This window comes from Gilliamella sp. B2911 (assembly GCF_026536965.1).
GTDB classification, from domain to species: domain Bacteria; phylum Pseudomonadota; class Gammaproteobacteria; order Enterobacterales; family Orbaceae; genus Gilliamella; species Gilliamella apicola_E.
Map to the genome: position 1 here is coordinate 1 of NZ_JAFNNA010000014.1, position 13,836 is coordinate 13,836.

Consider the following 13,836-nt stretch of genomic DNA (forward strand, 5'->3'; position numbering starts at 1 on the left):
GGTTCTTTAAGTTTATCTATCGTCGATAAAAGCGGTCAAACGGTATCACGTAGTACCGTTCCAACAATTTGTAAGGCACCTTATAGTGTTACGTTATCCAGTACTGACGGTACATTATCTACTCGTTACGGTATTCCTAATCGTAGTGATTTCCGTGCTAGTAATGTGACTTATTACGTCAATCCTAAGGCTGCGCCTGTGGTTTGTTTTGCCAGACCAGATACGTATAACCGTTATAGAAGGCGACAAGATGGCCCAGCTTCGATGTGGGACCCAGCTAATGGTTTTATCCCTCAGTCAACTGGTCCATCATCTTACCGTAGAAACTTTCCTACAACTGGCGCTAATGGATTGTACTTTGATTTACTCATTAGTGGTGTTAGTCAGCCATTGTCTTGGTCTTCTGTTTCTCAGGGTGGTATCACAGTCATAATGTCTAATCCTACTGCTACAAGCATACGCGTTACTTTAACTGGTCCTTACGCTACCGAATCCCAACAACTTTCAGACAATCCTGGTCGTATTTCCAAACCTACTTTACCTCAGACCTTCGAGTTGGTCGGTCGAGACAATAATGGTGCTCCTGTTGTTAAATATGGTTTTACTTTGATGCGGTGGTTCGTCAACCGTGGTTCTAAAAAGGACAGGTATCCTCAAACCTTATCTTGGTGTAATCGTATTGGTTATCAAATGCTTCGCCTAAAGGATTTAACCAATGCAGTTGGTTCAGAACCTCCTTTTATTTCTGCCACCCCTTCCTCGTCGGGTAATTATTATATGCGTCATATAGGTTCTGGTTTTTTCACTGAGTGGGGGAATATGGCCAATTACTCTGGCGTTGGCTACAACAAACAGCTTTACTGGACTAGTGACTTCACTGGTAGTTACCAGTTTACCGTGAGCGTATTCGAGGGTCATGTGCGTTGGAACGACAATCCCAGCCTCAATTACGGGCTTTGTAAGTATTATCCTTAAGTCTTATTCCTTCGTCCTTAATCTATAATCCTTAGGCTGGGCTGGGAGTAATTAAAGATAATATTAAGTCATTAAAAGTAAGCTAAGAGTCAACGTCGTTTAGCCATAAAAAAAAGCGATTTTGCGGCTAAGCGACGTTTGAATTACCCACCTCGGTGGGTTTATTTTTATGATGTTTAATCGCAAAAAAAATTGAGGAACGGGGTTTTTATTGATATGGCTAAAATTAATCCAATCTTTTTATCAATACTAAAATAGCATGGTTAATAATTAGTTAATCGTTAATCTATAATGTGTTGAGACAAAATCCGCCCCTGATTGGGGCGGTTGAATTATTTACCGGTTAAGAATAGTTTAAGTGAAGGATTTTCTGTTTCGTTATTAAAACCGTAATCCAATTCAGTTAAATGTTTGGTAAAGGTGCTATGGCTGGCGTTGTCGATTTCAAAGGCGGCTAGCACGCGTCCATAATCGGTGCCGTGGCTACGGTAATGGAACATTGAGATATTCCAATTGGTACCCAAGGTTTGTAAGAATTTGAGTAGTGCGCCTTGTGATTCAGGGAATTCAAAGCTGTAGACTTGTTCATTAATCGGTTGGCACGGTTTGCCACCAATCATGTAACGGACATGCAGTTTTGCCATTTCGTCATCAGTTAGATCAACAACTTGATAACCGGCTGCGGTCAGTTCTTGCATGATTTCGTCTTTTTCGTTGCTTTTGGCAATTTTAACGCCAACAAACACGCAAGCTGATTGGTCGTCATGATAGCGGTAGTTGAATTCGGTCACAGCACGACCACCGAGCAGTTGGCAGAATTTGAGGAAGCTGCCTTTTTGTTCTGGAATAGTGACCGCTAACAGGACTTCGCGTTTTTCGCCTAGCTCGCAACGTTCTGATACATAACGTAGATTGTGGAAGTTCAAGTTAGCGCCGGATAGAATATGGGCTAAGTTTTCGCCACAGATGTTGTTTTGTTCAACATATTTTTTCATTCCCGCTAACGCCACCGCGCCAGACGGTTCAGCAATGGCGCGCACATCGTCAAATAGATCTTTAACGGCGGCACAAATTTCGTCACTATCGACAGTGATTATGTCATCGATATATTGCTGACAAAGTCTAAATGTTTCGTCGCCAATTCGTTTTACCGCGACACCTTCAGCAAATAAGCCCACTCGATCAAGGTCAACGGGATGACCGGCAATGAGTGCTGCTTTTAAGCAGGCATCATCTTCAGGTTCAACCGCAATGACTTTAATTGATGGCATGATTTGTTTGATTAATACGGCAATACCGGCTGCAAGCCCTCCACCCCCAACTGGGACAAAGATGCGGTCAAGTTTGGCATTTTGTTGCAGTAGTTCCATGGCGATACTGCCTTGCCCTGCTATGACAAGGGGATGGTCGAAAGGGGGAATAAATATACGGTTTTGTTCTTTGGCTAATTCCATTGCTTTGGCTTTGGCTTCATCAAAGTTGGCTCCATAAAGTAGCACTTCTCCACCAAATCCTTTCACAGCTTCGACTTTAATATCTGCTGTTGTTAATGGCATGACAATGAGGGAATTGATGCCTAATTTTGTAGCTGAAAACGCGACACCTTGCGCATGGTTGCCGGCTGATGCAGCAATTACGCCACATTTACGTTCTTCCGGCGTTAGGCTGGCAATCATGGCTTGCGCGCCTCGTATTTTGAAGCTGTGAACGAGTTGGCGATCTTCTCGCTTAACAAACACTTGGTTTTTTAGGCGAGAGGAGAGTTTTTCCATATGTTCTAGTGGTGTCACTTGAGCGACATCGTATACCGCACTACATAGCGTGGCTTTTAGATAATCAGCGCCGGTTAGTTTGTTATTATTCACGTTAACCACCTAATTTACTTTTATCACGCACCGCACCTTTGTCAGCACTGGTTGCTAAGCTTGCATAAGCTTTTAGTGCGTATGAGACATAACGGTTACGATTATGAGGTGTAAAGGCTTTATCACCGCGAGTAAGTTCAGCTACGCGACGACGTTCTAATTCATCTTCAGGTACGAGGATGTTTAATTTTCGATTTGGGATATCAATATCAACAATATCACCATCTCGAACTAAACCAATCACGCCACCGTTGGCGGCTTCTGGCGATATGTGACCAATGGATAAGCCTGATGAACCACCAGAGAATCGACCATCGGTAATTAATGCACAAGCTTTGCCAAGACCCATTGATTTTAGGTAGCTGGTTGGGTAGAGCATCTCTTGCATCCCTGGTCCACCTTTTGGTCCTTCATAGATGATGACGACTACATCACCTTCAACGACTCGTCCACCTAAGATTGCATCAACCGCATCTTCTTGGCTTTCATAGACTTTTGCTGGGCCACGGAAGACTAAGTTTTCAGCAGCAACACTTGCTGTTTTTACGATTGCGCCATCTTCGGCTACGTTACCGTATAGGGTTGCTAGTCCGCCATCTTGGCTGTAGGCATGAGCTTTGTCGCGGATACAGCCGTTTTGGCGATCGTCATCAAGCGTATCCCAGTAACAATCTTGTGAGAAAGCTTTGGTAGTGCGAATACCTGCTGGGCCACTGCGATACATTTTTTTGACTTCTTCGTCAGTGGTTTGGGTGATGTCGTATTTTGCAAACGTTTCTTGTAAGTTTAGACCAAGCACGTTGTGGACATTGCGGTTAAGTAATCCGGCTTTGTCCAGCTCTGATAATATGGAGACGACACCACCAGCGCGATGCACATCTTCCATATGATAAATAGCTGTACTTGGCGCTACTTTACATAGGTGAGGGACTTTGCGTGATAGTCGGTCAATGTCTGACATGGTGAAGTCGATTTCACCTTCTTGTGCAGTAGCAAGTAAGTGCAATACGGTATTGGTTGAACCCCCCATGGCAATATCGAGCGACATGGCATTTTCGTAAGCCGCTTTGGTGGCTATTGATCGCGGTAAGTACGAATCATCATCCTGTTCGTAATAACTTTTGGTGATTTCAACAATGCGTTTAGCGGCATTTAAGAAGAGTTTTTCACGTTGTTTGTGTGTCGCAACCAGTGAACCATTCCCCGGCAATGATAAACCTAATGCTTCGGTTAAGCAGTTCATTGAGTTAGCAGTAAACATGCCTGAGCATGATCCGCAAGTTGGACAAGCCGATTGTTCAATTGCTTCACTATCAGCATCACTAACATTTGGATTGGCACTTTGGATCATGGCATCAACCAAGTCGAGTTTGATGATTTTGTCAGATAGTTTGGTTTTACCCGCTTCCATCGGTCCGCCTGATACAAATATAGTTGGGATGTTTAGACGTAGTGACGCCATTAACATGCCGGGGGTGATTTTGTCACAGTTTGATATGCAGATCATGGCATCGGCGCAATGGGCGTTAACCATGTATTCAACGGAATCGGCAATCAGTTCTCGTGAGGGTAGTGAGTAAAGCATACCGCCATGCCCCATGGCGATACCGTCATCGACAGCAATTGTGTTAAATTCTTTGGCAATGCCACCACATGCTTCAATTTCTTTTGCTACCAGTTGACCAATATCTTTTAAGTGAACATGACCCGGTACAAATTGTGTGAATGAGTTAACCACCGCGATAATGGGTTTACCAAAGTCTTCATTTTTTACGCCTGTTGCACGCCATAAAGCGCGGGCGCCCGCCATGTTGCGACCTTCAACCGAGGTTGCTGAACGATATCTAGGCATTTGTTGCTCCCAATTTTTTTATGCAAGCGACCGATTTCTTTCGGTACGTATTTCTATGATTAATAAATCGTTAAATAATGACGACACCGCAGTTTTTGCTGCGGTGTATTTATTTTATTTAATTGGATCTAACCAACCGTATTTGTCTTCAGTTTTGCCATTGAATAATCCGAAGAAGGTTTGTTGGATTTTCTTCGTGATTGGGCCACAACGACCAATACCAACTTGGATTCGGTCAACACTACGTACTGGTGTGATTTCGGCAGCGGTACCAGTCATAAATACTTCATCAGCTAGATAGAGTGATTCACGTGATAGAGTTTGTTCACGTACTTCAATGCCTAGATCATGTGCAAGTTTGATGATTGCATCACGGGTGATACCTGGTAGTGCTGATGATGATAGTAATGGGGTAAATAATATGCCATCTTTGACGATAAATAGGTTTTCGCCAGAACCTTCAGAAAGCTGACCGTTTACGTCTAATGCGATGCCTTCTTGGAAGCCATTAGCTCGCGCTTCTGATCCGATAAGAAGTGATGATAAGTAGTTACCACCCGCTTTAGCTGCTGCTGGGATAGTGTTTGGTGCAAAACGGTTCCATGATGATACCATTGCGTCAATACCTTGTTCTAACGCATCTTCACCAAGGTAGGCTCCCCATGGGAATGCTGCAATCATGACATCAGTTTTGTAACCAGCAGGAGGAATGACGCCCATACCCACATCACCAATAAAGACTAATGGGCGAATGTATGCACTTTTTAGGTTATTTTTTTTGATGACTTGGCGAGTTGCTTCCATGATCTCTTCAAGAGAATAAGGGACAGGAAAACGATAAATTTTGGCTGAGTTTAGTAAGCGTTGTGCGTGTTCTTTATGGCGAAAAATTGCTGGGCCGTTGTGAGTTTCATAACAACGAACACCTTCAAATACTGAAGTTCCATAGTGTAGGGCGTGTGACATTACGTGTATTTTTGCATCAGCCCATGGAACCATTTCGCCATTTAGCCAAATATAATCAGATTTTGCTGTAGTACCCATTTTTTGTTTTCCTCTTAAATTTACTTTTATTAAGCATGTATTTTGCTTTTATTAATTTGTGCATTATACATAACTTTGTTTAACTGCTATAGTTTATTAATTTAATTTGTCTTTTTTACAAAAGAATCTATTTGTTCTTTACTACGCTATCGTTATCACATCCTCCAATTTAGTAATTTGGTTTTGCAGTGACGATAGCGTTCGTTCGGTTGTTAATGTCAGTGTCAAGGTGAATAATTGATTGTCAATTGATTGCATTTGCATCTGTTCGATATGGCCTCCACGGTGGCGAACAACGCGTAAAATGCGTTCAAGTGAACCCAATTTATCATTGGCAGTTATGGTAAATTGATGTGTCGCTTTTTGATTCATCACTTACTCCTTGTTACTTTTATCTAACATGTTTTCGTTTGCCGCGCCCGGTGGTACCAGTGGCCATACGTTTTCTAGCTCATCGATACATACGTGCAGTAGATAAGCACCTTTCGAATTGAATAAGTTATCGAGTGCGCCTTCGATTTCCGATTTTTTGCTGATGGTTTGCCCTGGTATATCAAAGGCTTTGGCTAGCATTAAAAAGTCGGGGTTATCTGATAAGTTGGTTTCGCTATATCTTTCATTAAAAAATAGCTCTTGCCATTGCCTTACCATGCCTAGGCGTTGGTTATCAATAAGAACGATTTTGACGGGTAATTTTTTGCGTTTAATCGTTGTTAATTCTTGTACATTCATCATGAATGAGCCGTCACCCGATACGCAAATTACCATGTCGTTTGGTCTAGACATTTGTGCGCCAACTGCCGCTGGTAATCCAAAGCCCATAGTGCCAAGCCCACTTGAGGTAATAAAGTTTTGTGGGTGGGTAAAGGACATGTGTTGCGCTGTCCACATTTGGTGCTGACCTACGTCGGTGGTGATGACGGTGTTAGCTGGTTTGCGCTCAGAAATGCGTTTGAGCAGTGCTGGTGCATAAATGGCGTCACCCGGATGATCATAACGTGTTGGATGCTGGGCTTTCAGTTGTTTTATTTTGTTATGCCAGTCATCAATTGAGACCGTTTGGTTAAGCATCGGTAATACGTGTTTAATATCACCTTGTAAACCTAAATGGGTTTGGCGTAGTTTGTTGATTTCGGACTGATCAATATCGACATGGATCACTTTTGCATGTTTAGCAAATTCGTTAAGTTTGCCAGTAACGCGGTCGTCAAATCTAACCCCTAAAGCGATCAGTAAGTCACACTCTTGTACGGCTAAGTTAGCCGCTTTGGCGCCGTGCATCCCGATAAGCCCTAAGTAATAAGGGTTGTTCAGGTCAGCAACGCCAAGTCCTTTTAAAGTCGATACGCTAGGGATTTGGGTTAGCGTCATAAATTCGCGTAGTTCATTGATAGCACCAGAAAGCCCAACACCGCCACCAATATAGAGCATCGGTTTTTTGGCTTGGCTGATCATTTGTTTGGCTTGTTTTATCTCGTCAGGTGAGATTGGATAGAGTTGAGCATTATCAGAAGGCGTTTTTATGGATGTTGGCGTTAAATAGGTTTGGTAATCATGGTCGGCAAGCTGGATATCTTTCGGGATGTCAATTAATATTGGTCCCGGCCTGCCCGAATTGGCTAAGTTGAAGGCCTCTTGTAAGGTATTTGGCAATTGGGTGGCATCATCTATTAAATAACTATGTTTGGTGCACGCTAAAGATAATCCTAAAACGTCAACTTCTTGGAAGGCATCAGTGCCTATAAGTGTCGTTGGAACTTGGCCGGTTAGTGCGATAATTGGTACAGAATCAATTAATGCATCGGCAAGGCCGGTAATTATATTGGTTGCACCGGGGCCTGATGTGGCAATGCAAACGCCAATTTTGCCGGTGGCACGGGCATAACCAATGGCTGCCATGGCTGCGCCTTGTTCGTGACGGCAAAGTACGTGTTCAATTCCGCCATCATAAAGCGCATCGTATAGAGGCATAATTTGACCACCAGGATATCCAAAAACGGTAGTAATGCCTTTTTCTTTTAAGGTTTTTACAATCCACTGTGTTCCTAACATTCATTCCTCACTTTTTGCTTAGCCATTTGTTCAAAAAAAAACCCCCGCTTTTTTGTGGCGGGGGTTTTGAAATATGATGACCATATATTTAACTCAAAAGACGCCCCCGCGTTGGAATAATGACCACGCTAATGTTAATGAGGACGACGACGATGAGTGAAAAGTTCATTTGTAATTATTTCGTTAATTTTTTAAAAATATTTATCCAAAATACTCGTTTTAAAAAAAAGTGCAACAATTTTTTTGTTGATTTTTTTAAAAGCATCATCAATTCATTTATATGTTCGTTAAAAAAAGTTGAGGAGCGGGGTTTTTGATGATTTAAATAGGATTGTTTTGGCTTTTTAATGAAGGTTGGTGTATAACTATTCTTCATCTTCCCTAAATTGCTTTGAGCATTTTTTAACTCTTTATTCATAATTACTATTTATTACGTTATGTGAGATATCATTATGAAAATATTTAAATTGCTAGCGTTTTTTGTAGTGAGTTTTTTGCTGTTAAGTTGTGATAATGCTAAAAAAAATACCCCAGTTGAAAATGATTCCCTTGCAGCAATACAAAATTCGATGATTGAGCCTATGAAAAAAGCCTTACCTATTGAGGTTGATGAGTTAACGACTTTAGTTGGCGTTGAGAAGGATAAGGATCGTAATATCATCAATTATCAATATGATGTTAAAAATACGCCAGAGCATACGATGTTGTTACCCAGTACGCTTGATACGATTCGCCAAGCACTTTTTACTGCTTATTGTGAAAATACGGAGGATATGCAACAATTGAAAACAGCGTTCCCGGATGGGGCATACTATCATTATTTTATTGATAATAAAGAGATTGTTGTGGTTGAATTAACGCCAGCCGATTGTCAGACAAAAGGTAGTCGGCAATAGCTTCTATTGGTTATGGATGAGTAAAGAATGATAAAAATTATTTTTTTATTGCTGCAATTATGTTTTGAGTATTCACAGTATAGCAATGATGGGATTGTTAAGCTTGTGGACACTATTGGTACTGAAAAAACCCAGAGATTAATACAACTCATCGATGACTATCCTGATAAAAAGGACCTAGATTTCGATAATAAGATTGATGAGTCCGATTATTATAGAGAGGCAGCCATCAGCGTAGTTAAAAAAATCTTACCCATCACTTTAGATGAATACACAACTTTATCCGATGTTAACGCTGAAGGTAATGTTGTCGTTTATCAATATGAAATTAATGGGATCACTCCAGACGAATTTCTTTTACCCGATAATAGGGAATTGGTTACAAAGGCTATTGTTGAATCTTATTGTTCCGATTCACCTCAAATACGTAAAATGAAGAAATATTTTAATGAGGGGGCTAAATATACGTATTACATTGATGGTAAAAGGATTCTTATTGTGGATGTTACGACTGATTGTTCTTTCAAAAAATAGCTATCATTAATTCTGCATTACTAGCTTAATGTATATTTATTTGTTACACTGTGTTTGGTGTTTAATTTTTCACCCATAATGGTTTTAGCATTTGTTGTTTTTGTCCTCGCTAAACCATCCAAGTAAGTTATTTTTCTCGTTATCAATGATTTTTATTTTTCACAGTATAATTAATTGAATTAATTAAGTATTTTAAAGATATAAAATATACTCGACAATAGGATTTTGTGATTATTAATTGATTCTATTATGTTAAATTTGAATTTAAATGCATGTTTAACTTAGGAGAATATTATATGAGTAAGCATAATCCAAAATATTTTCATGATAAATTTCCTAAACAAAAACAAAATCCTCCTGGTTTGCAATATGAGATGAAACCAGTTCCTGATTGTGGTGAGGAAAGTTATCAAGGTCATCAACGTTTAGAAGGTCTAAAAATGTTGGTGACCGGTGGTGATTCAGGTATTGGACGCGCAGCAGCTATTGCGTATGCAAGAGAAGGTGCTGATGTTGCAATTAATTATTTACCAGCAGAACAAAAAGATGCCGAAGATGTGGCTAAAATCATTGAGTCTGCGGGTCGAAAGGCTGTGCTTATCCCTGGTGATTTAAGCGATGAGTCATTTTGTAAAAAATTAGTTGAAGAAGCGCATAAAAAATTAGGTGGACTTGATAATTTAACCTTGGTGGCTGGTAAGCAAACTGCGGTAGAAGATATTATGCATTTGTCTACTGAGCAAATCAAAAAAACGTTTGAAATTAATGTGTTTTCACTATTTTGGGTAACTAAAGCGGCATTAGGTTATTTAAAATCTGGCTCGACAATTATTACCACTTCTTCTGTGCAAGCTTATCAACCAAGTGGCAATTTGTTGGATTATGCTTCAACCAAGACAGCGATTATTGCATTTACTCGTGGCTTATCTGCTCAATTAGGTAGTAAAGGTATTCGGGTAAATAGTGTGGCGCCAGGTCCGGTTTGGACACCGTTACAAATTTGTGGTGGCCAGCCAAGCGAGGCGATTCCTGAGTTTGGTAAACAGACTCCATTACAACGTGCAGGACAACCGGTTGAGCTTGCGGGTGTTTATGTGCATTTGGCATCGGAAGAGTCAAGCTATACCACTGGTGAAGTTTATGGTGTTACTGGCGGTATGCATATCAATTAATTTGAGGTAAACATGATTTAGAAAGGGCTTTTTAAGCCCTTTTTTTATATATCGCTATTCTAATGCTTTGCCTTTGGTTTCTGGTATTAAGAATATAAAGGCGGCAGCGGATAATAAGTAAGCGCCTGATAGTAGTGCTAATGCATAACTGATTGAGTAGATGGTTGCTAAGTAAGCAATCAGTACTTGCGATACGCCAGCAATCCCACGACCGACGTTAAAAATAATGTTTTCAGCACTTGAGCGCGCATCAGTCGTGTAGTGTTCAGCTAGTAATGCACCATATCCACCCATCATGCCGTTCACAAAAAAGCCAATCACTGAGCCAAATAGAATTAAAATGGCAACCTCTTTTTGTTGGAAGTAGAACCAGATTGATACGGCGGAAATCAATAAAAATACGATGTATGAAGGTCGGCGTCCAAATTTGTCACATAACCAACCAAAAATTAAGATCCCTAATGACATGCCGATAGTTGTTGAGATAGTCCAAAACATGGTGTTTTTGAAAGGTAAGTGATATTCAGAAGCGATCATGTTTGGCATCCAAACCATTATGCCATAAAAGCCAAAATTTTGTACTGCACAGGCAATGGTTAATCCGATAGTTGTTGCGGTGATTCTCGGGTTTTTAAATAGTTTGCCTATGGCAATTTTGTTTTTATTTTGGTCTTTTAGATTTTGCCAGATTTCAGGCTCTTTAAGGCCTTTACGCGTCCAAGCAACAAATAGCGCTGGTAATACTCCCATCGCAAATGCCCAGCGCCATCCGTGTGCTTCACCAATAAAATTGACAGTTAGTGTTGCAAGGATGATACCGGCTTGGAAGCCTAGTGCGACAATTGAGGTTGCCCTTGAGCGCTTGTGCTTTGGCCAGCTTTCCGAAACTAGCGTCATGCCGATACCAAATTCACCACCTAGACCCAGTCCACTTAGAAAACGAAAAATGAGGAAACATTCATAATTAGGTGAGATAGCACAAAGACCGGTGAATAATGAGAAGATTAGGATTGTCCATGAAAATACTCTGACTCGTCCATATTTATCAGCAAGAATTCCAAAAAAGATTCCGCCTAATACGGCCCCTAATAATGTGCCTGACGTCAAGGTGCCAAGGTCAGCTTTAGTTAGGTTGAAGGTGACGGCAATTAGGCTAAAACAGACACCTAAAATCATCATATCTAAGCCATCTAATGCATAACCTACTGTTGATGCAAATAGGGTTCGTTTTTGATAGGGGGTAGTTTGTTCACTTTCAGCGTGCTCGGCCTGGTTTACGTTCGTGTTCATGTTTACCTCAAGTTATTTATAATGGATAAGCATTTATTATTAAATGAAGGCGGGAATTTAAAACGGGGGCAAGTATATACTTAAAAATGATAAAAATCCAAATGAAAAGCTGAAATTGGCGGGTTTTATTCTGTTTATTTCTATTTTGGCGAAATTATTCGACTAATTCTGATAAATATCTAATTTTTGAGACAAATTAGCCGATAATTTCACCATTTTGTGGTTTTTTCGATGACTTTTTTAGTCAATAGTTTTTGAGCGAAATTTATTCTTCGTCAAAATACCAGTAACCAAGATTAACAAATTTCAACATGACATTTAGGGTTTGTTCATCTTGTAATTGTTCGTAGTAAAGTACATCGGTTTCACATAATAGGTCGATGGTTTCCATGGGTAGTGGTATTTTTTTACCGTTGATATAAGCCGTATCCTCTATTTTTACAATACGTATACTTGGTACACGATAGAGTTCAGCGCCAGATTTTAGGATTTCTTCAAATTCATCTAGCTCATATGAGGGATCAACTGGGATGATGTTGAGATCATGCATAGGAATAGTGATGTGTTTACCAAACCAGTCATTGAATAAGTCTGGGTTTTTGATAAGGTCGATCATTTGTCCTTGTAGTTTTTTTAATTCATATGGTTGGATTCGATAAGGATCATTTGGTAATTTTAAGTCTGGGTCTTGATAGAAGATGCCATTGGGTAAGTTATCAATCACATAATCAGCAAAACCACTGAGTAGTTCTTGTGATGTTTGAGTTCTAAATCCTACGGAGTAACTGAGCGATTCTCCAATTGATACCCCATTATGTGGAAAGCCAATTGGAATATATAAAATATCACCCGCAGTGATTTCTTCATCAATAATTGGCTCATAATCTTCTACATGCAGTAGCGCTTTGTGAGCACTGAACTGTTTGTAATTAGGATTACGATCACCAACCTGCCAACGACGGCAACCTTTGCCTTGGATAATAAAGACATCATAATTATCAATATGAGGTCCAACACCTGCACCTTGTGTGGCGTAGGAGATCATTAGGTCTTCAAATTGCCATTGAGGAATACATTTGAATGGTTCAACTAATGTGGCTGCTTGTTCATGCCAATGGTCAACTGCTTGTACAAGGAGGCTCCAATGGTCTTGACCTAGGTGACTATAATCGATAAATGGACCGTAGGCGGCGTCCCATATGCCGTTTTTGTTGGTAACGATTCGGCTTTCAATTTCTTCTTCCATGGCAAGGCCAGCTAGTTCTTCTGGGGTGATTGGGTCGATAAAGTTGCTAAAAGCATCACGCAAGATGACCGGCTTTTTTTGCCAATAATTGGTTAAAAAATCATCCCAATCGATAGTTAATTTGTTACTCATTGAATGCCCCTTGTAAATTAAATAATTGACAAAAGTTAGTGGTTGTTTGTTTTGCAATTGTTTCTAGAGATACGCCTTTTAATGCCGCCAAGTAATTAGCCACTTCCCGAACATAAGCGGGTTGGTTTTCTTTCCCGCGATAAGGAACGGGGGCTAAATAAGGCGAATCAGTTTCAATCAATATGCGATCTAATGGAACATATCTTGCTACATCTCGTAACGGTTCGGCATTTTTAAAGGTAATGATGCCAGAAAATGAGATATAAAAGCCAATATCTAATAAGGCTTTGGCCGTATCAATATCTTCAGTAAAGCAATGTAGTACACCGGAATAAGCTTGCTCTTCTTTTAGGAGTTTTAGTGTGTCTTGCTTGGCATTCCGAGTGTGAACAATGATCGGTTTTTTTAGTTGCTTGCCTAATTTTATATGTTCAATAAAGTTGGCTTGTTGCAATTCAATATTATCTTGTTGGTAGTAATAATCCAAACCTGTTTCACCTAAAGCGATAACATTGTCTTCTTGAGCAAGGCGAGCAAAACGTTCGGCATCGTAGGGCTCATCATCCAAATTGAGTGGGTGAATTCCACATGAAAATGAGCACTGTTTTTGGTATGGCATGAGCATTGTTTTCATCGATTCATAGCCTGAAAGTGTGGTTGCCACGCTTAGGCAATGTTTCACCTCGTTGTTTTGTGCTTCTTGCAATACGCTATCAATCGATTTGTTTGTATAGTCCAAACTGTCTAGATGACAGTGCGAATCAATTAGAAACATATT

General features: G+C 40.3%; 13 protein-coding genes. 4 read left to right on the top strand and 9 right to left on the bottom strand.

The window, feature by feature from the left end:
* A partial coding sequence (locus J3U27_RS10255) for a hypothetical protein (RefSeq protein WP_267377401.1) occupies positions 1–975 on the top strand: 975 nt, incomplete at its 5' end.
* 332 nt (positions 976–1,307) lie between these two features.
* Here the strand turns inward: J3U27_RS10255 and ilvA are convergent.
* The 6 genes from ilvA to J3U27_RS10285 all read right to left on the bottom strand — a co-directional run bounded on the left by ilvA (position 1,308) and on the right by J3U27_RS10285 (position 8,206).
* A complete protein-coding gene (gene ilvA, locus J3U27_RS10260; RefSeq protein WP_267377402.1) occupies positions 1,308–2,840 on the bottom strand; it encodes a threonine ammonia-lyase, biosynthetic in 1,533 nt (510 codons plus the stop codon).
* Between the two features lies 1 nt (position 2,841).
* A complete protein-coding gene (gene ilvD / locus J3U27_RS10265) occupies positions 2,842–4,692 on the bottom strand; it encodes a dihydroxy-acid dehydratase (RefSeq protein WP_065733774.1) in 1,851 nt (616 codons plus the stop codon).
* Positions 4,693–4,806: 114 nt separating this feature from the next.
* Positions 4,807–5,736, bottom strand: a complete 930-nt coding sequence (locus J3U27_RS10270) for a branched-chain amino acid transaminase (RefSeq protein ID WP_065733775.1) — start codon at positions 5,734–5,736, stop codon at positions 4,807–4,809.
* A 141-nt stretch (positions 5,737–5,877) separates the two neighbouring features.
* Positions 5,878–6,108, bottom strand: coding sequence for an acetolactate synthase 2 small subunit (ilvM, locus tag J3U27_RS10275; RefSeq protein WP_267377404.1), 231 nt, complete (start codon positions 6,106–6,108; stop codon positions 5,878–5,880).
* A gap of 3 nt (positions 6,109–6,111) precedes the next feature.
* Entirely contained in the window at positions 6,112–7,788 is a 1,677-nt protein-coding gene (gene ilvG / locus J3U27_RS10280; RefSeq protein ID WP_267331725.1) for an acetolactate synthase 2 catalytic subunit, read from the bottom strand.
* Positions 7,789–7,963: 175 nt separating this feature from the next.
* On the bottom strand, positions 7,964–8,206 hold the full coding sequence (locus J3U27_RS10285; protein ID WP_267377406.1) for a hypothetical protein: 243 nt from the start codon (positions 8,204–8,206) through the stop codon (positions 7,964–7,966).
* A 34-nt stretch (positions 8,207–8,240) separates the two neighbouring features.
* Here J3U27_RS10285 and J3U27_RS10290 point away from each other — a divergent pair, with 34 nt between their 5' ends.
* The 3 genes from J3U27_RS10290 (at position 8,241) to J3U27_RS10300 (ending at position 10,390) form a co-directional block, all read left to right on the top strand.
* Complete coding sequence (locus J3U27_RS10290) at positions 8,241–8,684, top strand: hypothetical protein (RefSeq protein WP_065733778.1); 444 nt, start codon at positions 8,241–8,243, stop codon at positions 8,682–8,684.
* 27 nt (positions 8,685–8,711) lie between these two features.
* Positions 8,712–9,218, top strand: a complete 507-nt coding sequence (locus J3U27_RS10295; protein ID WP_267377408.1) for a hypothetical protein — start codon at positions 8,712–8,714, stop codon at positions 9,216–9,218.
* Between the two features lie 296 nt (positions 9,219–9,514).
* On the top strand, positions 9,515–10,390 hold the full coding sequence (locus J3U27_RS10300; RefSeq protein WP_220225784.1) for an SDR family oxidoreductase: 876 nt from the start codon (positions 9,515–9,517) through the stop codon (positions 10,388–10,390).
* Between the two features lie 54 nt (positions 10,391–10,444).
* Here the strand turns inward: J3U27_RS10300 and J3U27_RS10305 are convergent, their stop codons facing one another.
* From J3U27_RS10305 to J3U27_RS10315, 3 genes are all read right to left on the bottom strand, one after another.
* Positions 10,445–11,680: an MFS transporter gene (locus J3U27_RS10305; RefSeq protein ID WP_267330670.1), complete on the bottom strand. Its 1,236-nt coding sequence runs from the start codon at positions 11,678–11,680 to the stop codon at positions 10,445–10,447.
* Between the two features lie 265 nt (positions 11,681–11,945).
* On the bottom strand, positions 11,946–13,058 hold the full coding sequence (locus J3U27_RS10310) for a cupin domain-containing protein (RefSeq protein ID WP_267342875.1): 1,113 nt from the start codon (positions 13,056–13,058) through the stop codon (positions 11,946–11,948).
* On the bottom strand, positions 13,051–13,833 hold the full coding sequence (locus J3U27_RS10315; RefSeq protein WP_267377410.1) for a YchF/TatD family DNA exonuclease: 783 nt from the start codon (positions 13,831–13,833) through the stop codon (positions 13,051–13,053). Before J3U27_RS10315 ends, J3U27_RS10310 begins: the two co-directional genes overlap by 8 nt.
* Positions 13,834–13,836 lie beyond the last annotated feature (3 nt).

Coding starts and splice junctions, on each gene's coding strand:
- ilvD (WP_065733774.1), bottom strand. CDS start 4,692: ATGCCTAGATATCGTTCAGCAACCTCGGTTGAAGGTCGCAACATGGCG.
- J3U27_RS10270 (WP_065733775.1), bottom strand. CDS start 5,736: ATGGGTACTACAGCAAAATCTGATTATATTTGGCTAAATGGCGAAATG.
- ilvM (WP_267377404.1), bottom strand. CDS start 6,108: ATGAATCAAAAAGCGACACATCAATTTACCATAACTGCCAATGATAAA.
- ilvG (WP_267331725.1), bottom strand. CDS start 7,788: ATGTTAGGAACACAGTGGATTGTAAAAACCTTAAAAGAAAAAGGCATT.
- J3U27_RS10285 (WP_267377406.1), bottom strand. CDS start 8,206: ATGAATAAAGAGTTAAAAAATGCTCAAAGCAATTTAGGGAAGATGAAG.
- J3U27_RS10290 (WP_065733778.1), top strand. CDS start 8,241: ATGAAAATATTTAAATTGCTAGCGTTTTTTGTAGTGAGTTTTTTGCTG.
- J3U27_RS10295 (WP_267377408.1), top strand. CDS start 8,712: ATGATAAAAATTATTTTTTTATTGCTGCAATTATGTTTTGAGTATTCA.
- J3U27_RS10300 (WP_220225784.1), top strand. CDS start 9,515: ATGAGTAAGCATAATCCAAAATATTTTCATGATAAATTTCCTAAACAA.
- J3U27_RS10305 (WP_267330670.1), bottom strand. CDS start 11,680: ATGAACACGAACGTAAACCAGGCCGAGCACGCTGAAAGTGAACAAACT.
- J3U27_RS10310 (WP_267342875.1), bottom strand. CDS start 13,058: ATGAGTAACAAATTAACTATCGATTGGGATGATTTTTTAACCAATTAT.
- J3U27_RS10315 (WP_267377410.1), bottom strand. CDS start 13,833: ATGTTTCTAATTGATTCGCACTGTCATCTAGACAGTTTGGACTATACA.